General features: G+C 68.1%; 25 protein-coding genes. 15 read left to right on the top strand and 10 right to left on the bottom strand.

The window, feature by feature from the left end; translation table 11 throughout:
- Positions 1-2 precede the first annotated feature (2 nt).
- The 4 genes from DFR40_RS09370 (at position 3) to DFR40_RS09355 (ending at position 2,164) form a co-directional block, all read left to right on the top strand.
- Positions 3-467: a glutaredoxin family protein gene (locus DFR40_RS09370; protein ID WP_121458203.1), complete on the top strand. Its 465-nt coding sequence runs from the start codon at positions 3-5 to the stop codon at positions 465-467.
- The gene (gene xth / locus DFR40_RS09365; RefSeq protein WP_121458202.1) at positions 464-1,228 is read left to right on the top strand and encodes an exodeoxyribonuclease III; all 765 of its coding nucleotides are present in this window, start codon (positions 464-466) and stop codon (positions 1,226-1,228) included. Before DFR40_RS09370 ends, xth begins: the two co-directional genes overlap by 4 nt.
- Positions 1,229-1,232: 4 nt before the next feature.
- Positions 1,233-1,901, top strand: coding sequence for a Crp/Fnr family transcriptional regulator (locus DFR40_RS09360; RefSeq protein WP_245985652.1), 669 nt, complete (start codon positions 1,233-1,235; stop codon positions 1,899-1,901).
- Between the two features lie 71 nt (positions 1,902-1,972).
- Positions 1,973-2,164, top strand: a complete 192-nt coding sequence (locus DFR40_RS09355) for a YgaP family membrane protein (RefSeq protein WP_121458200.1) — start codon at positions 1,973-1,975, stop codon at positions 2,162-2,164.
- A 41-nt stretch (positions 2,165-2,205) separates the two neighbouring features.
- Here DFR40_RS09355 and rsmA read toward each other — a convergent pair whose 3' ends face one another.
- From rsmA to DFR40_RS09335, 4 genes are read right to left on the bottom strand one after another with little or no spacing between them, the layout of a single operon-like run.
- Complete coding sequence (gene rsmA, locus DFR40_RS09350; protein WP_121458199.1) at positions 2,206-2,976, bottom strand: 16S rRNA (adenine(1518)-N(6)/adenine(1519)-N(6))-dimethyltransferase RsmA; 771 nt, start codon at positions 2,974-2,976, stop codon at positions 2,206-2,208.
- The gene (pdxA, locus tag DFR40_RS09345; protein WP_121458198.1) at positions 2,973-3,980 is read right to left on the bottom strand and encodes a 4-hydroxythreonine-4-phosphate dehydrogenase PdxA; all 1,008 of its coding nucleotides are present in this window, start codon (positions 3,978-3,980) and stop codon (positions 2,973-2,975) included. The genes rsmA and pdxA overlap by 4 nt, the downstream gene beginning before the upstream one ends.
- Positions 3,977-5,275, bottom strand: coding sequence for a peptidylprolyl isomerase (locus DFR40_RS09340; protein ID WP_121458262.1), 1,299 nt, complete (start codon positions 5,273-5,275; stop codon positions 3,977-3,979). The genes pdxA and DFR40_RS09340 overlap by 4 nt, the downstream gene beginning before the upstream one ends.
- Before the next feature lie 5 nt (positions 5,276-5,280).
- Positions 5,281-7,797, bottom strand: coding sequence for an LPS-assembly protein LptD (locus tag DFR40_RS09335; protein ID WP_121458197.1), 2,517 nt, complete (start codon positions 7,795-7,797; stop codon positions 5,281-5,283).
- Positions 7,798-7,884: 87 nt separating this feature from the next.
- Between DFR40_RS09335 and DFR40_RS09330 the strand changes: the two genes are divergently transcribed.
- From DFR40_RS09330 to hemF, 9 genes are all read left to right on the top strand, one after another.
- Positions 7,885-8,898: an aminoglycoside phosphotransferase family protein gene (locus tag DFR40_RS09330; protein ID WP_121458196.1), complete on the top strand. Its 1,014-nt coding sequence runs from the start codon at positions 7,885-7,887 to the stop codon at positions 8,896-8,898.
- A 6-nt stretch (positions 8,899-8,904) separates the two neighbouring features.
- Entirely contained in the window at positions 8,905-9,600 is a 696-nt protein-coding gene (gene murU / locus DFR40_RS09325) for an N-acetylmuramate alpha-1-phosphate uridylyltransferase MurU (protein WP_245985651.1), read from the top strand.
- Positions 9,597-10,895 (top strand): aminopeptidase P N-terminal domain-containing protein, encoded by a 1,299-nt coding sequence (locus tag DFR40_RS09320; protein WP_121458194.1) that lies wholly within the window; start codon positions 9,597-9,599, stop codon positions 10,893-10,895. The genes murU and DFR40_RS09320 overlap by 4 nt, the downstream gene beginning before the upstream one ends.
- A 136-nt stretch (positions 10,896-11,031) precedes the next feature.
- Positions 11,032-11,895, top strand: coding sequence for a 1,4-dihydroxy-2-naphthoate polyprenyltransferase (locus tag DFR40_RS09315; protein ID WP_121458193.1), 864 nt, complete (start codon positions 11,032-11,034; stop codon positions 11,893-11,895).
- 70 nt (positions 11,896-11,965) lie between these two features.
- A complete protein-coding gene (gene dusB / locus DFR40_RS09310; RefSeq protein WP_121458192.1) occupies positions 11,966-12,994 on the top strand; it encodes a tRNA dihydrouridine synthase DusB in 1,029 nt (342 codons plus the stop codon).
- Entirely contained in the window at positions 12,991-13,224 is a 234-nt protein-coding gene (locus DFR40_RS09305) for a Fis family transcriptional regulator (RefSeq protein ID WP_028994262.1), read from the top strand. Before dusB ends, DFR40_RS09305 begins: the two co-directional genes overlap by 4 nt.
- 6 nt (positions 13,225-13,230) lie before the next feature.
- Positions 13,231-14,823, top strand: a complete 1,593-nt coding sequence (gene purH, locus DFR40_RS09300; RefSeq protein ID WP_121458191.1) for a bifunctional phosphoribosylaminoimidazolecarboxamide formyltransferase/IMP cyclohydrolase — start codon at positions 13,231-13,233, stop codon at positions 14,821-14,823.
- Positions 14,824-14,951: 128 nt separating this feature from the next.
- Positions 14,952-16,229 (top strand): phosphoribosylamine--glycine ligase, encoded by a 1,278-nt coding sequence (gene purD, locus DFR40_RS09295; protein WP_121458190.1) that lies wholly within the window; start codon positions 14,952-14,954, stop codon positions 16,227-16,229.
- 75 nt (positions 16,230-16,304) lie between these two features.
- Positions 16,305-17,201, top strand: coding sequence for an oxygen-dependent coproporphyrinogen oxidase (gene hemF / locus DFR40_RS09290; RefSeq protein WP_121458189.1), 897 nt, complete (start codon positions 16,305-16,307; stop codon positions 17,199-17,201).
- A 3-nt stretch (positions 17,202-17,204) separates the two neighbouring features.
- Here the strand turns inward: hemF and DFR40_RS09285 are convergent, their stop codons facing one another.
- The 5 genes from DFR40_RS09285 to hemC are packed head-to-tail and all read right to left on the bottom strand — an operon-like array spanning position 17,205 to position 21,423.
- Entirely contained in the window at positions 17,205-17,444 is a 240-nt protein-coding gene (locus tag DFR40_RS09285; RefSeq protein ID WP_121458188.1) for a hypothetical protein, read from the bottom strand.
- 18 nt (positions 17,445-17,462) lie between these two features.
- The gene (locus DFR40_RS09280) at positions 17,463-18,653 is read right to left on the bottom strand and encodes a heme biosynthesis HemY N-terminal domain-containing protein (protein WP_121458187.1); all 1,191 of its coding nucleotides are present in this window, start codon (positions 18,651-18,653) and stop codon (positions 17,463-17,465) included.
- Positions 18,650-19,705, bottom strand: a complete 1,056-nt coding sequence (locus tag DFR40_RS09275) for a uroporphyrinogen-III C-methyltransferase (protein WP_121458186.1) — start codon at positions 19,703-19,705, stop codon at positions 18,650-18,652. Before DFR40_RS09275 ends, DFR40_RS09280 begins: the two co-directional genes overlap by 4 nt.
- A complete protein-coding gene (locus DFR40_RS09270; protein WP_121458185.1) occupies positions 19,702-20,484 on the bottom strand; it encodes a uroporphyrinogen-III synthase in 783 nt (260 codons plus the stop codon). Before DFR40_RS09270 ends, DFR40_RS09275 begins: the two co-directional genes overlap by 4 nt.
- A 6-nt stretch (positions 20,485-20,490) precedes the next feature.
- A complete protein-coding gene (gene hemC, locus DFR40_RS09265; RefSeq protein ID WP_121458184.1) occupies positions 20,491-21,423 on the bottom strand; it encodes a hydroxymethylbilane synthase in 933 nt (310 codons plus the stop codon).
- Here hemC and DFR40_RS09260 point away from each other — a divergent pair.
- Together DFR40_RS09260 and DFR40_RS09255 are read left to right on the top strand one after the other, a co-directional pair.
- Positions 21,422-21,910, top strand: coding sequence for a thioredoxin domain-containing protein (locus DFR40_RS09260; RefSeq protein ID WP_170160191.1), 489 nt, complete (start codon positions 21,422-21,424; stop codon positions 21,908-21,910). The genes hemC and DFR40_RS09260 overlap by 2 nt on opposite strands.
- On the top strand, positions 21,907-22,509 hold the full coding sequence (locus DFR40_RS09255) for a methyltransferase domain-containing protein (protein WP_121458182.1): 603 nt from the start codon (positions 21,907-21,909) through the stop codon (positions 22,507-22,509). The genes DFR40_RS09260 and DFR40_RS09255 overlap by 4 nt, the downstream gene beginning before the upstream one ends.
- Positions 22,510-22,513: 4 nt before the next feature.
- On the opposite strand, the gene DFR40_RS09250 is transcribed toward DFR40_RS09255, so the two are convergent.
- Positions 22,514-25,120, bottom strand: a complete 2,607-nt coding sequence (locus tag DFR40_RS09250; protein ID WP_121458181.1) for an ATP-binding protein — start codon at positions 25,118-25,120, stop codon at positions 22,514-22,516.
- Between the last annotated feature and the right edge of the window lie 3 nt (positions 25,121-25,123).

The raw sequence follows: 25,123 nt of genomic DNA, 5'->3' as shown, positions 1-25,123 counted from the left end.
CCATGTCACGACTGCTCGTCCTCTGCCTGGCGCTGTGCTGCGCCGGCGTGCACGCCCAGACCTACCGCTGGACCGACAGCAGCGGCCGCACCGTCGTCTCCGACACGCCGCCGCCCGGCCAGGTGCGCAACGCCGCCAAGGCCGGCGGCAAGGCGCAACCCGACGACGGCCTGCCGTTCGCGACGAAGAAGGCGGCCGAAACCTTCCCGGTGCTGCTGTACACCGCCCCCGACTGCATCGAGGAATGCCGCCAGGCGCGCGAACTGCTGCAGAAGCGCAAGGTGCCGTTCACCGAGAAATCGATCCAGACGCCGGAGGAATTCGACGAGGTCAAGAAGCTGGTCGGCGACGTCTTCGTGCCGACGCTGAAGGTCGGCAACCAGCGCCAGCGCGGCTACAACCCGGCCGCCTACGACAACCTGCTGGACATCGCCGGCTACCCGAAGACGAGCGGGGGCAAGCCTTGAAGATCGCCGCCTGGAACGTCAATTCGCTGAAGGTCCGGCTGCCCCACCTGCTCGACTGGCTGGCCGAAGCGGCGCCCGACGTCGTCTGCCTGCAGGAACTGAAGCTCGAGGACCACAACTTCCCGCGTGCCGAGATCGAAGCCGCCGGCTACCAGGTCGCCTTCTCCGGGCAGAAGACCTACAACGGCGTCGCGCTGCTGGCGAAAAGCCCGATCACCGATGTCGTCTGCGGCAATCCGCTGTTCCCGGACGAACAGAAGCGGCTGATTTCCGGCACCGTCGACGGCGTCCGCGTCGTCTGCGCCTACATGCCCAACGGCCAGGAAGTCGGCTGCGACAAGTACGACTACAAGCTGCGCTGGCTCGCCGCGCTGGCCGACTGGCTGGAAGGCGAACTCCGCCAATACCCGCAGCTGGCGCTGTGCGGCGACTACAACATCGCCCCCGACGAGCGCGATGTGCACGACCCCAAGCGCTGGACCGACTGCATCCTGGTCTCGCCGCCCGAGCGCGCCGCTTTCCAGCGCCTGCTCGGCCTCGGTCTGGCGGACAGCTTCCGCCTCTTCGAACAGCCGGAAAAGACCTTCTCGTGGTGGGATTACCGCATGCTCGGCTTCCAGAAGAACCTCGGCCTGCGCATCGACCACATCCTGCTCTCGCAGCCGCTCGCCGGAAAATGCACCGGCGCCGGCGTCGACCGTGCACCGCGCAAGCGCGAGCGGCCATCCGACCATGCCCCGGTGTGGGCGACGCTGGGCTGAAAAAGTGCCGAATAGCGCCGTCGACCGTCAACAACTGCTGCGCCTCTACCCGGCGCTCGCCGGCCTCGCCGAAGCCCGCCTCGAACGCCTGCTGCAGGCGCCGGCGGCGACGCTGCCGGCCGGCACCGCGGTGTTCGCCGAACACCAGCCGTGCGCCGGCTTTCCGCTGCTGCTGGCGGGCAGCATCAAGGTCGTCAAGCAGGCGGCGAGCGGCCGCGAGCTGATGCTCTACCGGGTCGCGCCCGGCGGCTCCTGCATCATCTCCTCGTCCTGCCTGCTCGGGCGTAGCGACTACAACGCCCGCGGCATCGCCGAAACGCCGCTCACCCTGCTCGCCCTGCCGGTGGCCGAGTTCGCCCAGCTGCTGGTCGACCACCCGCCATTCCGCGATTTCGTCTTCCATCTCTTCGCCGAACGCATCGGCGAACTGATGCAACTGGTCGAGGAAGTCGCCTTCGCCCGCCTCGACCAGCGCCTGGCCAGGCTGATCCTGGCCCGCCAGAGCGACACCCTGAACGTCACCCACCAGCAACTGGCCGACGAACTCGGCAGCGTGCGCGAGATCGTCAGCCGCCTGCTCAAGGGCTTCGCCGCGCAGGGCCTGGTTTTGCTCGGCCGCGAGCAGTTGACCGTGACCGACCGCGACGGCCTGAACAAACTTGCCGCTGTGTGACCCAGGTTACATACTGGGTCGCGCGCCGCGCTTACATTGGCGTCGTCTACTCAACTACCGGAGAACACATCATGAAAAGCAATGTTGGCGGCATCGACAAGGTCCTGCGCATCGTGGCCGGCATCGCCCTGATCGCCTGGGCCCTCACCGGCGGCCCGGTCTGGGCGTGGATCGGCATCGTCCCCCTGGCCACCGGCCTGATGGGCTGGTGCCCGCTGTATCCGCTGATCGGCCTGAACACCTGCCCGCTGAAGAAGGACTGAAGCGGCGCAAGCCCAGGACAAAAACCCGCTGCGGCGGGTTTCTATTTGCTCAGGTAGTTGGCGATGCGCACGTAGTCGCCGACTTCGAGGTCTTCCGGACGCAGCGTCGGAGCGATGCCGAGGGCGGCGAAGCCGGCGTCGTCGAGGATGCCCTTGAGGTTGTTGCGCAGCATCTTGCGACGCTGGGCGAAGGCGGCCTGGACCAGCGACGAGAAACGCACCGGGTCCCTGGCGTTCAGCAGCTCGGGCGCCTTGGGAATCAGGCGGACGACCGCCGAATCGACCTTGGGCGCCGGGTCGAAACTCTCCGGCGGCACGTCGATCAGCCATTCCAGCCAGAAGCTGTACTGCAGCATCACCGACAGCCGGCCGTAGTCGGCGTTGCCCGGCTCGGCGACCATGCGCTCGACGACTTCCTTCTGCAGCATGAAGTGCATGTCGCGCACCTGCCGGCCGTAGCTGGCAAGGTGGAAGAGCAGCGGCGTCGAGATGTTGTAGGGCAGGTTGCCGACCAGGCGCAGGTCGCTGCCGATGCTGGCGAAGTCGAAGGCGAGCGCATCGCCTTCGTGGATGCTCAGGCGCTCGGCCGGATGCTGCTTCTTCAGGCGGGCGATCAGGTCGCGGTCGATCTCGACGACGTGCAGCCGGTCGACGCGCTCGAGCAGCGGCACGGTGATGGCGCCGAGGCCGGGGCCGATCTCGACGACGCTGTCGGTGCGCGCCGGATTGATCGCCGAGACGATGGCGCCGATGATGCCCTGGTCGACCAGGAAGTTCTGGCCGAAACGCTTGCGCGCGACGTGTCCCTTCATGCTTGCTTCCTCATTGCCATTCTGGCCGCTTCGCTGACCGCCGCGAACAGGCTGCCGGGGTCGGCCTGGCCGCTGCCGGCGAGCGCCAGCGCGGTGCCGTGATCGACCGAGGTGCGGATCACCGGCAGGCCGAGCGTGACGTTGATGCCGTTGCCGAAGGTGGCGTACTTGAGCGCGGTCAGGCCCTGGTCGTGGTACATGGCCAGCACCGCGTCGCCGCCGGCGAGCACCGGCGGGGTGAACATGGTGTCGGCGGGATGCGGGCCGGAAAGTTGCAGACCTTCGCTGCGCAGCCGGGCCAGCGCCGGTTCGATGATGTCGATTTCCTCGCGGCCGAGATAACCGCCCTCGCCGGCATGCGGGTTGAGCCCGGCGACCAGGATGCGCGGTTCGGCGATGCCGTACTTGCCGCGCAGGTCGGCGTCGACGATGCGCAGCGTGCGTTCGAGCAGTTCGCCGGTGATCGCCGCCGGCACCTCCTTGAGCGGTAGGTGCGTGGTCGCCAGCGCGACGCGCAGCGGACCGCGTTCGGTATCGCCGGCAAGCATCATCACCACCAGCGGCGTGCCGGTTTTTTCGGCCAGGTATTCGGTATGACCGGTGAAGGCGACGCCGGCGTCGTTGATCACGCCCTTGTGCACCGGCGCCGTCGCCATCGCGGCGAATTCGCCGGACTGGCAGCCGGCCAGCGCGCGGTCGAGCAGCGCCAGCACGTAGGCGCCGTTGGCCGGGTCGAGCACGCCGGGACGGGCGGGCACGGCAAGCGGCACAGGCAAAATCTCGAGAATTTGACGGTCGACCGTCAAATTTTCCGAAAAACCGGCAGGCGCGTAATCGCGCAGTTCGATGTCGAGGCCGAGCTGCTCGGCGCGCTCGCGCAGCAAGTCGCGGTCGCCGAGGACGACCGGGCGGCCGGGACCGGACCAGCCGGCCAGGCGCAGACAGAGTTCGGGACCGATGCCGGCCGGCTCGCCGCTGGTGACGGCGATCACCGGTACGGTCATTGCTGCTCCAGGCGGTTTTCGACGTAGGTGCGGTCGCGCAGCTGGCGCAGCCAGTCCTGGTAGGCGTCGTCGAGCTTGCGCTCGCGGATCGCCTGGCGGGCGACCAGGCGCTGGCGCTCGGCCGAGACGTCGCGTTCGCGGCGTTCGATCACCTGGATCAGGTGCATGCCGAACGGCGATTTGACGACCGGGCTGAGTTCGCCCGGCTTCAGGGCGTCCATCGCCCGCTCGAAATCGGGCACGGTGTCGCCCGGGTTGAGCCAGCCGAGATCGCCGCCCTTGGCCGCGGAACCGTCCTGCGAGAAGACCCGCGCCTGCTCGGCGAAATCCATGCCGTTGACGATGCGCTCGCGGACGGTTTCGAGGCGATGGCGGGCTTCGGCTTCGGAAACGACTTCATTGACCCGGATCAGGATATGCCGGGCATTGGTCTGCTGCACCGAGGCCGGGCCGTTGCCGCCGCGCTTGGCGACCAGCTTGATGATGTGGAAACCGGCGGCCGAGCGCAGCAGGTCGCTGACCTTGCCATCGCCGAGACGGGCCGCGGCTTCGGCATAGAGCGTCGGCAGGCGGTCGAGCGGCCGCCAGCCGAGGTCGCCGCCCTGCAGCGCGTCGGGGGCATCCGAGTAGGCGGCGGTCAGCTCGGCGAAGTTCTCGCCGGCACGCGCCTTGGCCAGCGCCTGCTCGGCGCGCTTGCGCAACTTGGCCAGCTGCTCCGGCGTCACCGACTCCGGCGCCCGCAACAGGATGTGCGCCAGCCGGTATTCGTCGCCACCGCCGCTGGCGGCCTGGTTGGCCAGGTGGTTGTCGATTTCGCTGTCGGAGACGACCAGGCGGCTCTCGACCTCGCGTTCGCGCAGGCGGGCCATGATCATCTCGCCGCGGATCTCCTCGCGGAAATCGGCATAGGCGATGCCGTCCTTCTCGAGGGCACTGCGGAACTGCACCAGGTTCATGTTGTTGTTGGCGGCGATGCGGCCGATCGCCTGGTCGAGCTGGGCGTCGTCGATGCGCAGCCCGCTCTCCTTGGCATAGGCGAACTGCGCCTGGTCCATGATCATCCGTTCGAGCATCTGGCGCTCGAGCACATCCTGCGGCGGTAGCGGCGTCCCCTGCTTCTCGAGTTGGCGCAAGGCAGCGGCCAGACGGGCGCGCAGTTCGTTGCGGGTGATCACGCTGTCGCCGACGACGGCGACGATGTAATCGGCCTCGACCGGCTCCTGCGCCGAGACGGCGGCCGGCAAGGCAAGCAGGGAACAGAAAAAGGCGAGCAGGAGGGAAAAAGTCTTGGGCATGAGGGTCACTGGTTGGAGATCAGGCTGCGGTCGGACGACAGTTCGTTGGTTTTACCATAACCCGGGATGCTGCGCCGCAGCAGGCTGAGCGGGTTGGAACCGATACTGGTGAAGTCCTGCAGTTCGAGCTGCAGGAAGAAGGTCGTGTTGGGCGAGCCCGAGGTCGCGGTCAGGCGCTGGACGACACCGCGGACGGCCCAGCAGCCGGCGTTGTACTCGAGACCGCCGATGGTTTCCAGGGCCTGGCTGTCGCGCAGCGAGTAATTGAAGCGGCCGACCGCGTACCACTGCGGCGCCAGCGGCCACTGGCCGGCGAAATCGACCTGGTCGACAATCGACTTGTTGGTCAGCGGGTCGCGGGTATAGCGATAGCTGGCCGAGAGCACCTTGCCGTAGTCCGGCTGGTAGCGCACACCGGCCGAGAAGCGGTCGCTGGTCCGGTCGTCGTAGTTGTATTCCCAGGTCGCTTCGGCATAGGTCTTGGGCGCAACCAGGCCGGTCACGGAAGCGATCAGGTTGGAGAAATTGTCCTGACGCGAGGTTTCACCCGGCAGCGTGACCCGCTGTTTGGCAAAGTAGTAGCGCTGGCCGAGCATCGCCTTGAACTGCTCGGCGCCGGTCTGGGCATCAAGAATCCTGGTCGTCAGCGCGGCAGTCAGCTGGTGCGCATCGTTGATCCGGTCGTAGCCGCTGTAGCGATTCTCCGAGAAGACCTGGGCAAAGTTGAAGTCGGACAGGCCGGTATCGAAGACCGGGATGTCGCCCTGCTTCTTGTAGGGGATGTATACGTAGTACAGCCGCGGCTCCAGCGTCTGCACGTAGTCTTGGTCAAGCAGTCGACCTTCGCGTTCGAAGACCACCGTCGAATCCAGCGAAAAGGTCGGCAGCACCCGCGAAATGCGATCCGTGCCGCCGCCGTTCAGGGTCGCCCGGTCAATCGCGTAGCTGCTCATGTGCAGGCCGAGTTTCGGCGTAACCTGAAGCGCGGCACTGATCACCGGGAAACTGATCTGCGGATAGAGCACCAGACGATCGCCGGTATCCTTGCTCTGGCGATCCTCATGGGTAAAGCGCGAATACTGGCCGACCAGCGTGAAATCGAAACCGCCGAGGTTAGGCCGGTAGCCCAGCAGGTTCAGCTGCGGCTCGAGGAAATACGGGCGGGCGATCGGGTTGTCCGGGTCCGGCTGCAGCGTCTGGTAGCGCAGCACCTGCAGCGAACTCTGCAGCCAGGGACTGGGCACGTACGACAGCGTCGCCCGTCGCTCGAGCTGGACCTGCGAGGTCTGCAGCAGGCGCGACGACATGTCCTCCCAGTAGTTGTCGTCGGACACGCCGTTCCAGTTCAGCGCCGCGGCAAAGCCGTCGCCGAACTGCTGCTGGTGGCGCAGCGCGTAGGCATAGCGACGGCGGCGTTCGCTGCTGTCGTTGCCCATGTATTCGGTGCGCACGTCGCTCTCGACGCCCTCGTTCATGTAGCGCGTTTCGATTCCCAGCTGCGTGCCGCGCTTGCTCATGTAGCGCGGATAGAAGGTCGCATCGTAGTTGGGTGCGATGTTCCAGTAGAACGGCGCGGTCAGGTCGAAACCGGTCTTCGTCGACTGCTTGAACGACGGACTGAGCATCCCCGAGCGCCGGTCGGTGCTGATCGGGAACCAGGCCTTGGGCGCGTAGAACAGCGGCACCCCCTTGAACCACAGCGAGGTATCGTCGGCGCGTCCGTAGTTGCTGTCGTAGTCGAGATCGATGCGCTCGGCCTTGAGGTACCAGTCGGGCGACGCCGGCTTGCAGGTCGAGAAGGTGCCCTGGCTCAGGCGCATGTGGTTCTCGCCGTGGAAATCGATGCGCTCGGCGGTACCGCTGCCGGTCATTTCGCGCGGCGCCGGCGAGTCGACCGGCAAACCGTAGACGTTGGGCACATTGAGCATCATCGGCGCGCCGCTGTTGGCACCGTTGACGCTGGTCACCGTGACCACGGTACGGTTTTCCTCGTAGAGCTTGCTGTCAACCTCCCGGGTCACCGAATAGCGCGCCTTGTCGGCAAAGCCGAGCTGCTCGGTGAGCTTCATCTTCAGGTGATCGGCCTCGACCTCCATGCCGTTCTGCGCCAGGCGGACCTGCCCGGTGGCCTCGACTTCGTCGTCGAGCGGACGATAGGTCAGCTTGTCGGACTGCAGCAACAACTCGGCCTTGCGCAGTTCGACGTTGCCTTCGGCGACGGCCAGCTCGTCGGTCTGGCCTTCCATGCTGTCGGCGGTCAGGAACAGGGGCACGTCCTTGTTCGGCGGCGTCAGCACCGGGATGATGCTGCCGGCGGCAGCGAGCTTGCGCGAGGATTTCTGGCGCGCGGCAACGGCCAGCTTGCGCTCGACCCGCAGCGGCGCTGCCTCGATCGTCGCGATGCTGTCGGCAACGCCTGGCCGGGCTGCCGGCAAGCCGCCCAACGCCGCATGCGAACCCTGCGCGCCGGCAAAGAGGCAGCAAACCAGCACGGCAATCGGACGTCGGGAGAAACCTGTCATCGGAGCATTCTGAGCGGGCCGGGACCGGAAAGCGGAATGCCCGGGTGTTAAAATCGCGCCATTTTACAACGAACCTTCCCCTCCTCGATGTCGCGCGATCAACTTGTTACCGACTGGGTTGCCAGTCGCTTCCCCGGACAGTCCGTTTCGATCACCCCGGCTTCGGCCGACGCCAGCTTCCGCCGCTACTTCCGCCTGACCTGGCCGGACGGCAGCACGCGCATCCTGATGGACGCGCCACCGGAAAAGGAAGACTGCAAACCCTTCATCAAGGTCGCCGGCCTGCTCGCCAAGGCCGACCTGGCGGCACCGCGCATCCTCGACCAGGACCTCGACAAGGGCTTCCTGGTGCTCACCGACCTCGGCCGCATCGGCTATCTCGACGCGCTCAACGCCGACCTGTCGCTGGCCGACACGCTGATCCGCCCGGTCCTCGACGTGCTCGTCCAATGGCAGCTGTCGTCCACCGCCGCCACCTTGCCGCCCTACGACGCGACGCTGCTGCGCCGCGAGCTCGATCTCTTCCCGGAATGGTTCGTCGGCCGCCACCTCGGCGTCCAGCTCGACGCCAGCGAGTTGCTGATGCTCGACCGGACCTTCAAGTTCCTGATCAACTCGGCGCTCAACCAGCCGAAAGTCTTCGTCCACCGCGACTTCATGCCGCGCAACCTGATGGTCGTCGAGAGCGCGCAGACGCTGACGCCGGGCATCATCGACTTCCAGGACGCGGTCTACGGGCCAATCACCTACGACGTCGTCTCGCTGTTCCGCGACGCCTTCATCTCTTGGGAAGAAGAACAGGAAATCGACTGGGTCGTCCGCTACTGGGAAAAGGCCCGCGCCGCCGGCCTGCCGGTGCGCGCCGACTTCGGCGACTTCTGGCGCGACTACGAACTGATGGGCCTGCAGCGCCACCTCAAGGTGCTCGGCATCTTCTGCCGCCTCAAGTACCGCGACGGCAAGGAAAAATACAGCGAAGACCTGCCGCGCTTCATGAACTACGCGCGCAAGACGGCCAGCCGCTACATCCCGCTCAAACCGCTGCTCAACCTGCTCGACAAGCTCGAAGGCAACACCGGGCAGATCGGCTACCGCCGCTAGGCCGCGATGCAAGCGATGATCCTCGCCGCCGGCCGCGGCGAACGCATGCGGCCGCTCACCGACCACACACCGAAACCGCTGCTGCCGGTCGGCGGCAAGCCGCTGATCGTCTGGCACCTGGAGAAGCTGGCGGCTGCCGGTTTTCGTGAGGTGGTCATCAACCACGCCCACCTTGGCGAAAAGATCGAAGCTGCGCTCGGCGACGGATCGAAGTGGGGACTTACCATCACCTACTCGCCGGAGCCGCAGGGCGCACTCGAAACCGCCGGCGGCATCGCACTGGCCTTGCCGCAACTCGGCGACGGGCCGTTCCTGGTGGTCAATGGCGACGTCTTCTGCGACGTGGATCTGGGTCAATTTTCACGGTCGACCGTCAACAACGGCGAAAAATGCCCGCCCGGCGGCGCCCGTCTGCTGCTCGTCGCCAACCCCGCGCACCACACCGCCGGCGACTTCTCGCTGGACGGCGACCGGGTCGTCGCGGCCAGCGGTGAGCAAACGCTCACCTACGCCGGCATCGGTGTCTTTTCGCCCGGCATGTTCGCCGCCGTGGCGAGCGGCCAGCCGATGAAACTGCGCCCGCTGCTCGACGCCGCGATCGCCGCCGGCACGCTGGCCGGGGAACATCACGCCGGCCGCTGGGTCGACGTGGGAACGCCGCAACGGCTCGCCGAACTTGACCAGGAACTGAGAACCGCATGAGCCACGCTCCCCACATCGCCCGCCGCCGGCAACTCCTCAAGACCATAGCCGACGGCGTCGCCATCATCCCGACGGCGCCGGAAGTCGTGCGCAACCGCGACGCGCACTACCCCTACCGCTTCGACAGTTATTTCTGGTATCTCTCCGGCTTCGCCGAGCCGGAGGCGGTGATCGTGCTGGTCGGCGGCAAGCGCCCGAAATCCATCCTGTTCTGCCGCGACAAGCACGAAGAGCGCGAGATCTGGGACGGCTACCGCTACGGCCCGAAGGCGGCGAAGACCGCCTTCGGCTTCGACGCCGCCTATTCGATCGAGCAGTTCGACCAGAAATTGCCCGAATTGCTGGTCGACCGTGACACGCTGTGGCACGCCGTCGGCCACGACGAAGCCTGGGATGCGCGCATCGCCAGGGCGCTCAACGCCGTCCGCGCCCAGGCCCGCGCCGGCAAGCGGGCACCGCGGGCAATCCACGACCTGCGCGCCGAACTCGACGCGATGCGCCTGATCAAGGACGAAAGCGAACTGGCGACCATGCAGCGCGCCGCCGACATCGCCTCGGCCGGGCATCTGCGCGCCATGCGCGCCTGCCGTCCGGGCCTCGCCGAGTACGCGCTGGAAGCCGAGCTGAGCTACGAGTTCCGCCGCCAGGGCGCCGCCGGCCACGCCTACACGCCGATCGTCGCCGGCGGCAGCAACGCCTGCGTGCTGCACTATGTCGAGAACAACAAGCCACTCGCCGACGGCAGCCTGGTCCTGATCGACGCCGGTTGCGAAGTCGAAGGCTACGCCGCCGACATCACCCGCAGCTTCCCGGTCAACGGCCGCTTCAGCGCCGCCCAGAAGGACGTCTACGAGATCGTCCTCGCCGCCCAGGCCGCCGCCATCGCCGCCACCGCCCCCGGCCGCCACTTCATGGAAGCGCACGACGCCGCGGTGCGCGTGCTGACCCGGGGCCTGATCGACCTCAAGCTGCTCGCCGGCGACCTCGACAATCTGATCGAGAAGGGCGATTTCCGCCGCTTCTACATGCACCGCACCGGCCACTGGCTCGGCCTCGACGTGCACGACGCCGGCGAATACAAGGCCGGCGAGCAGTGGACCGTGCTCCAGCCGGGCATGACCATCACCGTCGAACCCGGCCTCTACCTCCGCCCGGCGGCCGACGTGCCGGCGGCGCTGGCCGGCATCGGCATCCGCATCGAGGACGACATTCGCGTCACCGCCGACGGTTGCGCGGTCTACACCACGGCGCCGAAGACCGTCGCCGAGATCGAGGCCGTGATGCGCCATGACTGAGGCCCCGGTTTTGGGCCGAAAACCGGCGTCGACCGTCAAGCACCCGCCGCATGCCGGCCGCCGGCATTGATCTGGGCCAAGGGCGCCGGCACGTCGCCCGGTTAAAGTCGCGCTCATTGCCCAAGGTTCTCCCCGCATGAAGAAAAGCACCGCCTGGTTCCTCGCCTGCCGCCCGAAGACGCTGACCGTCTCGCTGGCGCCGGTGCTCGTCGGCACCGCCCTCGCCTGGCAACAGAGCGGCCATCTGCTCTGGCTGCCGCTGCTGGCGGCGGCACTCGGCGCGGCCTTCATCCAGATCGGCACCAACCTGTTCAACGACGTCGGCGACTTCCTGCGCGGCACCGACCAGCCCGGACGCGTCGGCCCGCGCCGCGCCACCGCCGAAGGCTGGCTGACGCCGGCCACCGTCAAGGCCGGCGCCTGGACCAGCTTCGCCCTGGCCTTCGCCTGCGGCATCTACCTGGTCGCCCACGCTGGCTGGCCGATCGTCGTCATCGGCCTGGCCTCGCTGGCCGCCGGCTGGAGCTACACCGGCGGCCCGAAACCGATCGCCTACGGACCGCTCGGCGAAGTCTTCGTGCTCGTCTTCTTCGGCATCGTCGCGGTCGGCGCCAGCCATTACCTGCAGACGCTGAGCCTGGCGCCCGCGGCGCTGCTCGCCGGCACCCTGCTCGGCCTGCACGCAGCGGCGGTGATCACCGTCAACAATTACCGCGACCTCGACGGCGACGCCGCCAGCGGCAAGCGCACGCTGGCCGTGCGCCTCGGCCGGCCGGCGACGCGCTGGCTCTACGCCGGCGAAATCCTCGCCCCCTACGCGCTGCTGCCACTGCTCGCCGGCACCGCCTGGCCGCCGCTCGCCTCGCTGCCGCTGGCCCTGTGGCTGATCCGCCGTTTCTGGCGGGAAACGCCGGGACCGGCCTTCAACGGCCTGCTGGCGGCCACCGCCGGCCTGCAGTTGCTGTTCGCCCTGCTGTTAACCCTAAGCCTGACGATTTGACTACTTTTTAGGCGCCTTTTCCGGTAAAATGCGCGGCTTCCCCTGATCTGCCCGCGGTCTGCGCTCGCCCATGGAATTTGCCGGTTTTACCTTGCGAAACAATCTCTTCGTCGCACCGATGGCGGGCGTCACCGATCGTCCTTTCCGCCAGTTGTGCAAGAAGCTCGGCGCCGGGCTGGCCGTCTCCGAGATGGTCACCTCGAACTCGCTGCTCTACGGCAGCGCCAAGACGCTGCGCCGCGCCAACCATACCGGCGAAGTCGAACCGATCTCGGTCCAGATCGCCGGCGCCGACCCGCAGATGATGGCCGACGCGGCCCGTCACAACGTCGACAACGGCGCCCAGATCATCGACATCAACATGGGTTGCCCGGCCAAGAAGGTCTGCAACGTGATGGCCGGTTCGGCGCTGATGCAGGACGAAGCCCTGGTCGGCCGCATTCTCGACGCCGTCGTCGGTGCCGTGCCCGACACCCCGGTGACGCTGAAATTCCGCACTGGCTGGAACCTGGCCAACCGCAACGCGCCGACCATCGCCCGCATCGCCGAGAGCGCCGGCGTGCGCGCCGTCGCCATCCACGGCCGGACGCGCTGCCAGCAATACACCGGCGAGGCCGAGTACGACACCATCGCCATGGTCAAGACGCTGATCCGCATCCCGGTGATCGCCAACGGCGACATCACGACGCCGGAAAAGGCCAGGCATGTGCTCGACGTCACCGGCGCTGACGGCGTCATGATCGGTCGCGCCGCCCAGGGCCGGCCGTGGCTGTTCCGCGAGATCGAACACTATCTGAAGACCGGCGAGAAAATGGCGCCGGCTCCGGTCGGCGAGATTCACGCGATCCTGCTCGCGCATCTCGAGGACCTCTACGATTTCTACGGCCTGGACACGGGGGTCAAGGTCGCAAGAAAGCACATCTCCTGGTACACCAAGGGCCTGGTCGGCTCGGCGGCGTTCCGCAAGATGATGAACACGCTGCCGACCGTCGAGGCGCAGCGGGATGCCGTTGACCAGTTCTTCCAGCAGTACGCGGCAGAACACGATCATCTGCAATACGAAGAAAACAACAACCGAGAGGAGGCGTTGGCAGCATGAGCCAACATGACTTGGGGCGGTGCGTGATCAACGCACTGGAGCAGTACTTCCGGGACCTCGACGGCGAAAAGCCGGCGGCGATCTACGACATGGTCCTGAAGAGCGTCGAGAAACCGATGCTTGAACTGGTGCTGGCCAAGGCCGGCACCAACCAGACGCTGGCCGCGGAGATGCTCGGCATCAACCGCAACACGCTGCGCAAGAAACTCACCGAACATCAACTTCTGTAAATCGCCATGACCATCAAGCAAGCGCTGATTTCCGTCTCCGACAAGACGGGTGTACTCGAATTCGCCCAAGGCCTGGCCGCCCAGGGCGTCAAGCTGCTGTCCACCGGCGGCACCGCGAAAATGCTGCGTGACGCCGGGTTGACCGTCACCGAAATCGGCGACTACACCGGTTTCCCGGAAATGCTCGACGGCCGCGTCAAGACCCTGCATCCGAAGGTGCATGGCGGCATCCTCGCCCGGCGCGACCTGCCGGAACACCTGGCGACCATCGAAGAGCACGGCATCCCGACCATCGATCTGGTCTGCGTGAACCTCTATCCGTTCGCCGCCACCATCGCCAAGGCCGGCGTGACGCTGGCCGACGCCATCGAGAACATCGACATCGGCGGCCCGGCCATGGTCCGCTCGTCGGCCAAGAACTACGCCGGCGTGGCCATCGTCACCGACCCGGCCGACTACCAGCCGCTGCTTGACGAAATGAAGGCCAACGCCGGCGCCCTGCAACTTGGCACCCGCTTCAACCTGGCCAAGAAGGCTTTCACCCACACTGCCCGCTACGACAGCATGATCGCCAACTGGCTGACCGGCCTCGACGACGGCGCCGAAGCCCAGCCGGAAGCCGCCGCGCCGGTCCCGGCCGTGTTCCCGGCCAAGCTGCAACTGGCCTTCGACCGCGTCGAAACCCTGCGTTACGGCGAGAACGCGCACCAGCAGGCTGCCTTCTACCGCGACACCGTCGCCCTGCCGGGCAGCATCGCCAATTACACCCAGCTGCAGGGCAAGGAACTGTCCTACAACAACATCGCCGACTCCGATGCCGCCTGGGAATGCGTCAAGGTCTTCGACGCCCCGGCCTGCGTCATCATCAAGCACGCCAACCCGTGCGGCGTGGCCATCGACGGCAACCTGCTCGGCGCCTACGAAAAGGCCTTCAAGACCGACTCGACCTCGGCCTTCGGCGGCATCATCGCCTTCAACGGCGAAGTCGGCATCGACGTGGTCAACGCCATGAATGAACGCAAGCACTTCGTCGAAGTGCTGATCGCCCCGTCCTTCACCGCCGAAGCCAAGGCCGCGCTGGCTGGCAAGACCAACCTGCGCGTGCTCGTCGTGCCGCTCGGCCGCGACCTGAACAAGCTGGAACTCAAGCGCGTCGGCGGCGGCCTGCTGGTGCAGACGGCCGACGACTTCACCGCCCAGGCCTCCGGCCTGACGGTGGTGACCAAGGTGCAGCCGACCGCCCAGCAGATCGAAGACCTGCTCTTCGCCGAACGCGTCGCCAAGTTCGTCAAGTCGAACGCCATCGTCTTCTGCGGCGGCGGCATGACGCTGGGCGTCGGCGCCGGCCAGATGAGCCGCGTCGATTCGACCAAGATCGCCTGCATCAAGGCACAGAACGCCGGCCTCGAACTCAAGGGTTCGGTGGTCGCCTCGGACGCCTTCTTCCCGTTCCGCGACGGCCTCGACGTCCTCGCCGAAGCCGGCGCCACCGCCGTCATCCAGCCGGGTGGCTCGATGCGCGACGAGGAAGTCATCGCCGCCGCCGACGAGCACGGCATCGCCATGGTGTTCACCGGCGCCCGCCACTTCCGCCACTGATTTCGTGCCCGGCTGCGCCGTGACTTTGTCGACTTCGCCTCGCCGTGCAATAGCACTGCCTTCGGCTCGTCTTCGCGTCACGGCTTCGCCGGCCACGAAATGGCCTCGGATATAACAAGGAATAAGACATGAAACTACTCGTCATCGGTTCCGGCGGTCGCGAACACGCCATGGCCTGGCGCCTGGCCAAGACGCCGGGCCTGCAGAAGGTCTATGTCGCGCCGGGCAACGCCGGCACGGCGCGCGAGCACGAGCTGGAAAACCTGAACATCACCGACCCGCAGGCGCTCGCCGACTTTGCCGAAGAAAACAAGGTGCATCTCACCCTGGTCGGCCCCGAGGCACCGCTGGCCGCCGGCGTCGTTGACGTCTTCCGCGCCCGCGGCCTGAAGATCTTCGGCCCGACCAAGGCGGCGGCGCAGCTCGAATCCTCGAAGGATTTCGCCAAGCGCTTCATGGCCCGCCACAACATCCCGACGGCCGAATTCGAGACCTTCTCGGATGCCACCGCCGCCCACGCCTACATCGAGCGCAAGGGCGCCCCCATCGTCATCAAGGCCGACGGCCTGGCCGCCGGCAAGGGCGTCGTCGTCGCCATGAGCCTGGAAGAGGCGCACGCCGCCATCGACGACATGCTCTCCGGCAACAAGCTCGGCGATGCCGGCGCCCGCGTCGTCATCGAGGAGTTCCTCGACGGCGAGGAAGCCAGCTTCATCGTCATGGTCGACGGCAAGAACGTCCTGCCGCTGGCTTCCAGCCAGGACCACAAGCGCATCTTCGACGGCGACCAGGGCCCGAACACCGGCGGCATGGGCGCCTACTCGCCGGCCCCGTGCGTGACGCCGGAGGTGCACGCCAAGGCGATGCGCGAGATCATCCTGCCGACGGTGCGCGGCATGCTCGCCGACGGCATCCCGTTCACCGGCTTCCTCTACGCCGGCCTGATGATCGCCAAGGACGGCTCGGTCAAGACGCTCGAGTTCAACTGCCGCATGGGCGACCCGGAAACCCAGCCGATCCTGATGCGCCTCAAGTCCGACTTCGTCAAGCTGCTCGAACACGGCATCAACGGCACGCTCGACCAGGTCGAGGCCGAATGGGACCGCCGCGTTGCGCTCGGCGTCGTCCTCGCCGCCGCCAACTACCCGGAAACGCCGCAGAAGGGCGACGCCATCAGCGGCCTGCCCGCCGGCAACAGCTTCGGCGACGATTGCCACGTCTTCCACGCCGGCACGGCCGACCAGGACGGCCAGGTGGTCACCAGCGGCGGCCGCGTGCTCTGCGTCACCGCGCTCGGCGAGAACGTCAGGCTGGCCCAGAAGGCCGCCTACGAGTCAGCCGCCCAGATCAGCTGGAACGGCGTGCAGTACCGCAAGGACATCGGTTACCGCGCGATCAGCCGCTGAACCAATCAGGCAGAACCCCACTCTGACGGGCGGCTCGCGATGCAGCGGGCCGCCCGTTTCATTTCCGGAGATTTCATGGACAGCACCCGCCTCAAGGATTTTTTCACCGGCCTGCAGGCCGCCATCGTCGGCGAGCTTGAAGCCTTCGACGGCAAGTCTTTCCTCACCGACAGCTGGCAGCGCCCCGAGGGCGGCGGTGGGATTTCCCGGCTGATCGAGGAAGGCGACTTCTTCGAGCGCGGCGGCGTCAATTTCTCGCACGTCACCGGCAAGTCGCTGCCGGCCTCGGCCACCGCCGTGCGCCCGCAACTGGCCGGGCGCGCCTGGGAAGCGATGGGCGTGTCGCTGGTGCTGCACCCACGCAATCCGTATTGCCCGACGGCGCACATGAACGTGCGCTGCTTCGTCGCCAGCAAGGCAGGCGAAGACGATGTCTGGTGGTTCGGCGGCGGCATGGACATGACGCCCTATTACGGTCGACGCGAGGATGTGCGGCATTTCCACCGGACCTGCCGCGACGCCCTCGCCCCCTTCGGCGACGACGTCTACCCGAAGTACAAGCAATGGTGCGACGAGTACTTCTTCCTCAAGCACCGCAACGAGCCGCGCGGCGTCGGCGGCATCTTCTTCGACGACCTCAACGAGGGCGGCTTCGAGCGCTGCTTCAGCCTGACCCAGGCCGTCGGCAAGGCGTTCACAGCGGCCTACCTGCCGGTGCTGGCGCAGCGCCGCGACACCCCCTACGGCGAGCGCGAGCGCGACTTCCAGGCCTACCGGCGCGGGCGTTACGTCGAGTTCAACCTGGTCTGGGACCGCGGCACGCTGTTCGGCCTGCAGTCGGGCGGCCGCACCGAGGCGATCCTGATGTCGCTGCCGCCGGTCGTCAAATGGCGCTACGACTGGCAGCCGGCGGCAGGTACGCCCGAGGCCGAACTCTACGAGACCTTCCTGCGGCCGCAGGACTGGGTCTGAACCTTACTTCAGCTTGCCCTTGACGACCCGGACGCGCACCGGGTCCTTGATCTCGAGCTTGCCGCCGCTGCCCTGCAGGTTGCCGCAGGCGCAGGCGGCCTTGATGTGCGGGACCGAATTGACGATCACCGAGCAGTCGAGGCATTCGTAGTAGAGGTCGCCGCCGGTCGGCAACGCATCGGGTGCGGGAGCCGGCTCGACGGGATAGAAGTTGTAGATCTTGCGCATGTCGATGTTCAGCACGTCCCGCTCCTCCGCGATTTATTTTTCGCCGATGGCCGGAATCACCGCAGCGCGGTAATGCCGGTTGGCGTCGTCGACCCGTTCGAGCTGATCGCCCAGACGTGCCAGTTCAAGATGCCCCGCCTGCGTCTCCTCGACCGACAGGGATGCTTCCAAGTAACTCTGCGCCTTGCCCCACAGGCGCTGGCGCGTGCACATCCGGCCCAGCGCCAGGAGCAGGCCGGCGTGCTGCGGACGCTGACGCAGCCAGCCTTCGCCACGGGCGATCCGCGACATCTGGTCGCCGCCGCCGAGCCGCCCGTAGATGGCGACGAGATCGCTCTGCCAGACTTCGTCGTCACCGCCGTCAAGCATCGCCTCGATCAGTTGCTGTGCCTCACCGTCGGCACCGGCTGCCGCCAGACCGCGGGCCGCGGCGAGCACGACCTCGGCAACGCGCTCGTCGGCCGGCACCGTGCGCAGGTAGGCGACCAGCGCGTCGCGGTCGTCGCCGCAGCGCAGCAGGTTCGACAGATGCGCCTTGGTCGCCAGCGGACGGATCATTTCTTCGGGCAGGGCGTCGCGCTTGGCCAGCTGACGCAGCAGCTTGAGCACGCCGTCCCAGTCGCCGAGCCCCTGACGCGCGCGCAGTTCCAGGCGCAGCGCGGCGATGTGCCGGCCCTGCTTGTCCTGCAGGCGCTGCAGCGCCGCCAGCGCCTCGGCGAAGCGGCGCTCCTCGTTGAGCATTTCGGCTTCCAGCATCAGCGTCGCCGGCTCGTTGCGCAGATCCTGCTGCTTGGCCTTGTCCAGCCATTCCTGCTGGCGCGCCGGATCGCCCAGGCGCTGTGCGGCGCGCGCCGCGATCAGGGCAGCCAGCGCCGGCGCCCGGCCGGCCTCGTAGGCTTCGCCGGCACGCTTGAGCGCCTGGCCGAAGCGGCCTTCGAAAAGGAAGCGCACGGCGTCCTGGAATATCTGCCCGGACTTCTCGCGCTGGCGCCGCCGCCGGTATTCGCGGACGCGCTGCGGCATGCCCAGGGTCAGGTCGAGGGCGCGCAGGGCCAGGTAGAAGACGACAAAGGCCAGCAGCAGCGCGAGCAGCAGGAAATTCAGCGACAGTTCGAGCCGCCACGGCGCCACGACGATCAACACATAGCCGTCGTTCATGCGGGCGCCGAGCGCCACCGCGACGGCCAGCGCGAACAGCGCGAGAATCCAGAACAGGCCCCTCACCGGCGCGCCCCGCTTTCACGCAGCGCCAGCAGCGCCTGCTGGCTGGCGCGCAGTTCGGGCAGGTCGACGACGATCTCGGCGGCAACCAGGGCTTTCAGTTCCTCGAGCGCGGCCTGGACGGCGCGATCCTCGGGCGAGAAATAGCGGGCCAGCCAGCTGCGGGCGACCGTCAGCTCGTTGCGGAAAGTCCACTGGTCGCGGGCGAACAGCGCCAGGCGGGCGCTGAGCAGGCGCAGCTTGAGGTTTTCGCGCAGGAAGAAACCCTGCCCCGGCGCCAGCAGCGCCGGCTCCTCGCGGTCGAAGCGCTGGACGCGGACGAGACCGCGCACCTCGTGCCAGAGGTCGGTCAGCACCAGGCGCCACCAGGGCGTGTCGGCCAGCTCGGGCGCCGGTGCATTTTCGCTGCTTTCCTGCGGTCGACCGTGCACGGCGAAGGGATGCTTGTCCACGCCGTTGACCAGCTGCTCGAGGCGCAGGCTGATGCCCGGCAGGTCGACCAGCGGCAATTCGTTGAGGCGCGCGATGTCGCCCGCCAGGGCTTTGCGCAGCGGCAGGTAGCGGGCCTTGTCGAGGCGCGCCAGCTGGGCATCGGCGGCACGCAGGGCGAGCAGCGCGACGGGCACGTTGCCGGCCAGCTGGATCTGCTGGGCGGCCAGCGTCACCGCCTGCTCGACTTCGAGCAGGTCGGCTTCCTCGCGGCCCTTGGCGACGTTCTCGAAGAGCGCCTGCAGCGCCGCTTCCTGGTCGCGGCTTTCGGCCAGCTGCTGTTCGACCGCCTGCAGCCGTTCGGCCAGTTCGTCGGCGCGGGCCAGCAGGCGCTGGTCGGACTGCGCCTCGCTGCGCGTCGCGGCGCCGAGGTCGGCAATCTGGCGCGCCATTTCCTGGCGCAGGGCGTTCAACTGTTCGCGGCTGTCGTGCCATTGCCAGGCGAGCAGGCCGGCGAGCACGGCGACCGGCAGCAGCCACAGGGCGCCGCCCTTGGCGCGGCGCGGCACGACCGGCGGCGCGACGTCCGGTTCAACGGCGGGAGGAGTGTTTTGTTCGGCGTTCATGCTGACCAATTATAAGCAAGTAATCCGCGGATCAGGCCGCTGTCGGCGGCCTCCGTCAGTTCGACGCGAGCCAGTCCGAGTTCGCGGGCGATGCCGGCGATGCGCTCGTGCGGCACGAACAGCGGCGTCTGGCGCAGGCGTTCGCGACCGGCCTCGTCCAGGCCGGCAACCAGATAGCGCAGCCCTTCGCTGCTGGAGACGACGATCGCATCGAGGCGATCGGCACGCCAGGCCTCGAGCAGTTGCCCGAAACCGGCGGCGGGACCGCTACGCCGGTAACAGGTGATGCAATCGACGTGCGCACCGCGCTCGCGCAGCGAGTCGGCGAGCAGTTCGCGGCCGCCGTCGCCGCGGAAGATGGCGACGCGCCGGCCGCCGATCCGTTCGCCGGCGAAATCGGGCAGGGCCAGCAGGCCCTCGGAATCGAAGCGCTCGGCGGGAACCAGGCAGCCGGGGATGCCCTCGTCGGCCAGCGCCTTGGCGGTACCCGGCCCGACCGCGGCGGTCGCCAGCCGGGCCGGCCAGGCGCGCTCGGCGAGCAGGGTCGGCAGGGCGTGGGCGACGGCGTTGGGACTGACGAAGATCGCCAGGTCGTAGTCGTCGAGACGGCCGGCAGCGGCCTCGAGTTCACCGTGATCGGCGGCCGGCGCGATCTCGAGCAGGGGGAACAGCAGCGCGTTGCCACCGGCGGCGGCGATCATCTTGGCCAGCGGCGCTGCCTGCGCATGCGGCCGGGTGACGACGACGGTACGCCCGGCAAGCGGGCCGGACGCGCTCATCGCCGTTCAGTGGCAGGCCAGGCTGGCGAGGATCGCCTCGGCGCCCTGGGCGCGCAGCTGGTCGGCCAACTGCAGGCCAAGCGCCTCGTCGTCGGCGGGATTGCCGCGCACTTCGCCGCTGACCATGCGCTGGCCATCGACGCTGGCGACGAAGCCGCGCAGCCAGAGCTGGCCGTTGTCGATGATCGCGTAGCCGCCCAGCGGCACCTGGCAGGAACCGCCGAGGGCGCGCGACAGGGCGCGTTCGGCCTTGACGCAATGCGCCGTCTCGGGATCGTTGAGCGGGGCGACGACCGCGGCCATCGCCGCGTCGCCATCGACCAGCTCGATGCCGAGCGCGCCCTGGCCGGGGGCCGGCAGCGACTGTTCGGCGGTCAACACCGCCTTGATGCGGTTTTCCATGCCGAGCCGGATCAGGCCGGCGGCGGCGAGGATGATCGCGTCGTACTCGCCGGCATCGAGCTTCTTCAGGCGGGTGTCGAGGTTGCCGCGCAGGCTCTTGATCGTCAGTTGCGGATACCTGGCGCGCAGGATCGCCTCGCGGCGCAGGCTGGAGGTGCCGACGACGGCGCCGGCCGGCAGTTCGTCGAGACCGGCGTAGTTGTTCGAGACGAAGGCGTCGCGCGGGTTTTCGCGGGCCGAGATGGCTGCCAGCACGAAGCCCTCGGGCATCACCATGGGCACGTCCTTCATCGAGTGCACCGCCAGGTGGGCGCGGCCTTCCTGCATCGCGACCTCGAGTTCCTTGATGAACAGGCCCTTGCCGCCGATCTCGGCGAGCGGACGGTCGAGGATCTGGTCGCCCTTGGTGGTCATGCCGAGGATGACAACTTCCGAGCCGGAATTTAAACTCGATAAGCGATCTCTAACGTGCACCGCCTGCCACATGGCCAGACGGGATTCGCGGGAGGCAATGACAATCTTCGACGGAGCGGACATGAGGCAATCCTGGAAATCGTTGTACAGGCTGATCGGAGGCCTGATTCTAGCATGCCTGCCGCTGGCCGCCCCGGCCGCCGGCGGCCTCGCGCCGGCCGTCGGGCTGGCTGCCGAGGCGCGCCAGGCGGCCGCTGCCGGCGGCCCGCTGATCGTGCTCTACAGCCGTGCCGACTGCGCCTTCTGCCGCGCGGTCAAGCGCGACTTCCTCGGGCCGCTTGCCGCCGATCCGCGCTACGCCGGCCGCGTCGTCATCCGCGAAATCGGCCAGGACAGCGACGCGCCGCTCGCCGACTTCGCCGGCCGGCCGACCAGCCACGCCGCCTTCGCCGCCAGCGAGCGCATCCGTCTGGTGCCGGTGGTCGCCTTCTACGGCCCGGACGGCCGCCAGCTGCACCCGCCGATCGTCGGCGCCCGGCTGCCCGACTTCTACCAGAGCTATCTCGAGAACGCCATCGAGCAATCGATGCAGGCGCTCAGGCAGCGATGAGCGGCGCCGACAAGCCGGACAGCCAGCGTCCCGAACACCCGGATTTCTGGTGCCAGCGCTTCGCCGCCGGCGTCACGCCCTGGGACGCCGGCGGCGTGCCGGCCGCGCTGGCCGCCTTCGCCGCCGGCCGGGCGCCGCTGCGGACGCTGATCCCGGGCTGCGGCAGCGGCTGGGAAGCCGCCCACCTGGCCGGCCTCGGCTGGCCGGTGACGGCGCTCGACTTCTCGCCGGTCGCCGTCGAACGGGCCCGCGCCGTGCTCGGCAATATCACGGTCGACCTCGTCTGCGCCGACTTTTTCAACTACCGGCCGGCGCCGCCGCCGCAACTGATCTACGAGCGCGCCTTCCTCTGCGCGCTGCCGCGCAAGCTGTGGGCCGACTGGGGCCGCCAGGTCGCCGCGCTGCTGCCGCCGGGCGGCCTGCTCGCCGGCTGCTTCTTCGTCTGCGACCAGTTGAAGGGACCGCCTTTCGGCATCCGCGGCGAAGAACTGGCTGACCTCCTCGCTCCGGCCTTCGACTGCCTCGAGGATGTCACGGTCGACGACTCGATTCCGGTATTTTCCGGCCGCGAACGCTGGCAGGTCTGGCAGCGCCGGTAAGCGCTCAGCCGGCCAGGCGGCGGTGCAGCGTCTCGGCCAGACGCTCGGGCAGCACCGGCTTGGCAAGGAAATCGTCCATGCCGGCAGCCAGGCAGAGGGCGCGATCCTCGGCGAAGGCGTTGGCCGTCATCGCCACGATCGGCACCGCCGCTCCACCGGGCAGCGCGCGGATCGCCCGGGTCGCCTGCAGGCCGTCCAGGCGCGGCATCTGCATGTCCATCAGGATCAGGTCGTAGGTCGTCGCACCGGCCAGCGCGACGGCCTCGACGCCATCGACCGCCTGGTCCACGCACAGGCCGAAATCCTCGAGCTGGCAGACGGCGATCTCGCGGTTGACCGGCTCGTCCTCGACCAGCAGCACGCGGCGGCCGGCAAAATCGCGGCGCAGCGCCGTTTCGGCGTCGCCGGCACAGGGCTGCGGCGAGGCCGGCGCCAGGTCGCGGGCCAGGCAGACGGTGAACCAGAAACTGCTGCCGACCCCGGGCGTGCTGCTGACGCCGGCGTCGCCACCCATCAGCCGGGCCAGCTTGCGGGTGATCGCCAGGCCGAGGCCGGTGCCGCCGTAGTCGCGGGTGATCGAGACATCGGCCTGCTCGAAGGCCTCGAACAGGCGCGGCAGCACCGCTTCGGGAATGCCGATGCCGCTGTCCTCGACGGCGAAGCGCAGGGTCACCGTGGCGGCGTCTTCGGCAAGCACCGTCAGGCGGATGACGACGCTGCCCTGCGGCGTGAACTTGAGCGCATTGCCGACGTAGTTGAGTAGCGCCTGCTGCAGCCGTGTCGGGTCGCCGAGCAAGGGCGGCAGCCGCGGCGGCAGTTCGCTGCGCAGCGCCAGGCCTTGCTCGCGGGCCCGCTCGAGCACCATCGAGACGACGTTGGCGACCACCGCCGCCGCCTGCAGCGGCTGCGTCTCGAGCGTGAAGCGGCCGGCCTCGATCTTCGACAGGTCGAGCACCGCGTTGATAATTTCGAGCAGGTGCGCGCTGGCCACCTCGAGCTTGTCCATCTGCCCAGCCTGCGCCTCGCTGAGGCCGCCCTTGCGCACCATCCGGGCCATGCCGAGGATGGCGTTCATCGGCGTCCGGATCTCGTGGCTCATGTTGGCCAGGAAGGCGCTCTTGGCGATGCTGGCGCTCTCGGCCGCACGCCTTGCCAGTTCCAGCTCCCCGGTACGCTGCGCGACCAGTTCCTCGAGATGACCGCGGTAAGCGGCAAGCTCGGCGTCGAGACGACGGCGCTCGCTGATGTCGCGCAGCGCGCACTGGACCAGGTCGCGGTCGTCGAGGCGGATGCGGGCGAGCATGACTTCGGCGGTGAACGGCTGGCGATCGACCAGGCGCTGGTGGTTCCATTCGAAGCGCGGGGTCTCGCCGGCCAGCGCCGCGCCGATCAGGCGCGCGCCCAGGGTTGCCGACTTCTCGCCGTCGGGCTGCAGCGGCGGCGACAGTTCGATCGGCGAATGGCCGAGCAGCGCCGCACGGCTGTCGGCACCGAACAGCGTCACCGCCGCCGGGTTGCAATCGACGATGCGCAGGTCGTCGAGGATCAGCACCGCCTCGCCGGTCGTCTCGAACAGGCTGCGGTAACGCGCCTCCGACAGCTGCAGCGCCGCGGTGCGCTCGACCACCCGCTGCTCGAGCTCGTCCTTGGCCGCCAGCAGGGCCTGGTCGGCGCGCCGCCAGCGGCGGCTGAAACGGAACGCGAGCAGCATGCCGATCAGGCAGGGCACCAGCACCATCAGCCCGACCAGCCCCATCACCCGGTACACCTGCGGCGCGATCGCCGCGTTCAGCGCCGCCTCGCTGCGCTCGAGCACCAGTCGCCAGCCGTGACGCAGGGGCGTGCCGAAACGCAGCCAGGCCTGGCCCTCGGCGTCGACCATCCGGCTCATGCCGACCACCGCCGGCGTCGCCGCCGCATCGTCGATGCGGCCACCGCTGGAGTCGGCAACCCGGGTGCCGGCGCGGTCGAAGAGCACGGCGCGCTCGAAGGGCGCGATCTTCGGCGCCGCCAGCAACTCGCCGAGCCGCTGCAGGTGGATGACGCCGCCGAGGTGGAGGACGATGCGGCCGTCGCCATCGCTGACCGGAACGTCGATGGCCACGCCGGGCACGCCGTCGGCGCCGATGAAGCCGTCCGAGACCACGGCTTTGCCGGTCGCCGCGGCCTGGCGGAAATAGGCGCGGTCGGCGAGGTTGTACTTGCGCAGCGAGCGCTGGACCGAGAACGGATGCGAAATATAGTGGTCGCCGCTCGGCGTCAGCACGAACAGTGCCGAAAAGCCGGCCTGGCGACGCAGGCTTTCGAGAATCTGGTGTTTTTCCGGGTCGACCGTCTCGGGAATGCCGTTGAGCGCCGGATCGATCGCCGCCAGCGCCGGCAGGTCGCGGAAGGCCGGGGTCTGCGCGGCAAGGCGCAACAGTTGCAGCGGTTGCTCGATTTCGGCGTCGATCCGCGCCGCCAGCGCGTCGACGAAGGCCTGGTTGTCCTCGGCCCAGCGCTGCAGCGCCCATTCGTGCAGCGAACCGCGCAGGAAAAAGAGCAGCAGCGCCAGCGACAGCAAGGTCGGCAGCAGCACCAGGGCAACGATGTGTCGCCGCTCTCCCCGCATCCG

It is taken from the genome of Azonexus fungiphilus (assembly GCF_003634965.1).
Classification (GTDB): Bacteria; Pseudomonadota; Gammaproteobacteria; order Burkholderiales; family Rhodocyclaceae; genus Azonexus; species Azonexus fungiphilus.
Note: the sequence above shows the minus strand (reverse complement) of the source record. Positions and strands in the feature narration are given on the sequence as shown.

Bases quoted from the DNA above. Each gene is read 5' to 3' on its own strand.
- DFR40_RS09305 (WP_028994262.1), top strand. From the start codon at position 12,991: ATGAGCCAACATGACTTGGGGCGGTGCGTGATCAACGCACTGGAGCAG.
- hemC (WP_121458184.1), bottom strand. From the start codon at position 21,423: ATGTCCGCTCCGTCGAAGATTGTCATTGCCTCCCGCGAATCCCGTCTG.
- hemF (WP_121458189.1), top strand. From the start codon at position 16,305: ATGGACAGCACCCGCCTCAAGGATTTTTTCACCGGCCTGCAGGCCGCC.
- pdxA (WP_121458198.1), bottom strand. From the start codon at position 3,980: ATGACCGTACCGGTGATCGCCGTCACCAGCGGCGAGCCGGCCGGCATC.
- DFR40_RS09250 (WP_121458181.1), bottom strand. From the start codon at position 25,120: ATGCGGGGAGAGCGGCGACACATCGTTGCCCTGGTGCTGCTGCCGACC.
- dusB (WP_121458192.1), top strand. From the start codon at position 11,966: ATGGAATTTGCCGGTTTTACCTTGCGAAACAATCTCTTCGTCGCACCG.
- DFR40_RS09335 (WP_121458197.1), bottom strand. From the start codon at position 7,797: ATGACAGGTTTCTCCCGACGTCCGATTGCCGTGCTGGTTTGCTGCCTC.
- DFR40_RS09270 (WP_121458185.1), bottom strand. From the start codon at position 20,484: ATGAGCGCGTCCGGCCCGCTTGCCGGGCGTACCGTCGTCGTCACCCGG.
- DFR40_RS09255 (WP_121458182.1), top strand. From the start codon at position 21,907: ATGAGCGGCGCCGACAAGCCGGACAGCCAGCGTCCCGAACACCCGGAT.
- DFR40_RS09340 (WP_121458262.1), bottom strand. From the start codon at position 5,275: ATGCCCAAGACTTTTTCCCTCCTGCTCGCCTTTTTCTGTTCCCTGCTT.
- DFR40_RS09260 (WP_170160191.1), top strand. From the start codon at position 21,422: ATGAGGCAATCCTGGAAATCGTTGTACAGGCTGATCGGAGGCCTGATT.
- DFR40_RS09275 (WP_121458186.1), bottom strand. From the start codon at position 19,705: ATGAACGCCGAACAAAACACTCCTCCCGCCGTTGAACCGGACGTCGCG.
- purH (WP_121458191.1), top strand. From the start codon at position 13,231: ATGACCATCAAGCAAGCGCTGATTTCCGTCTCCGACAAGACGGGTGTA.
- DFR40_RS09315 (WP_121458193.1), top strand. From the start codon at position 11,032: ATGAAGAAAAGCACCGCCTGGTTCCTCGCCTGCCGCCCGAAGACGCTG.
- murU (WP_245985651.1), top strand. From the start codon at position 8,905: ATGCAAGCGATGATCCTCGCCGCCGGCCGCGGCGAACGCATGCGGCCG.
- DFR40_RS09355 (WP_121458200.1), top strand. From the start codon at position 1,973: ATGAAAAGCAATGTTGGCGGCATCGACAAGGTCCTGCGCATCGTGGCC.
- DFR40_RS09370 (WP_121458203.1), top strand. From the start codon at position 3: ATGTCACGACTGCTCGTCCTCTGCCTGGCGCTGTGCTGCGCCGGCGTG.
- purD (WP_121458190.1), top strand. From the start codon at position 14,952: ATGAAACTACTCGTCATCGGTTCCGGCGGTCGCGAACACGCCATGGCC.
- rsmA (WP_121458199.1), bottom strand. From the start codon at position 2,976: ATGAAGGGACACGTCGCGCGCAAGCGTTTCGGCCAGAACTTCCTGGTC.
- DFR40_RS09330 (WP_121458196.1), top strand. From the start codon at position 7,885: ATGTCGCGCGATCAACTTGTTACCGACTGGGTTGCCAGTCGCTTCCCC.
- DFR40_RS09320 (WP_121458194.1), top strand. From the start codon at position 9,597: ATGAGCCACGCTCCCCACATCGCCCGCCGCCGGCAACTCCTCAAGACC.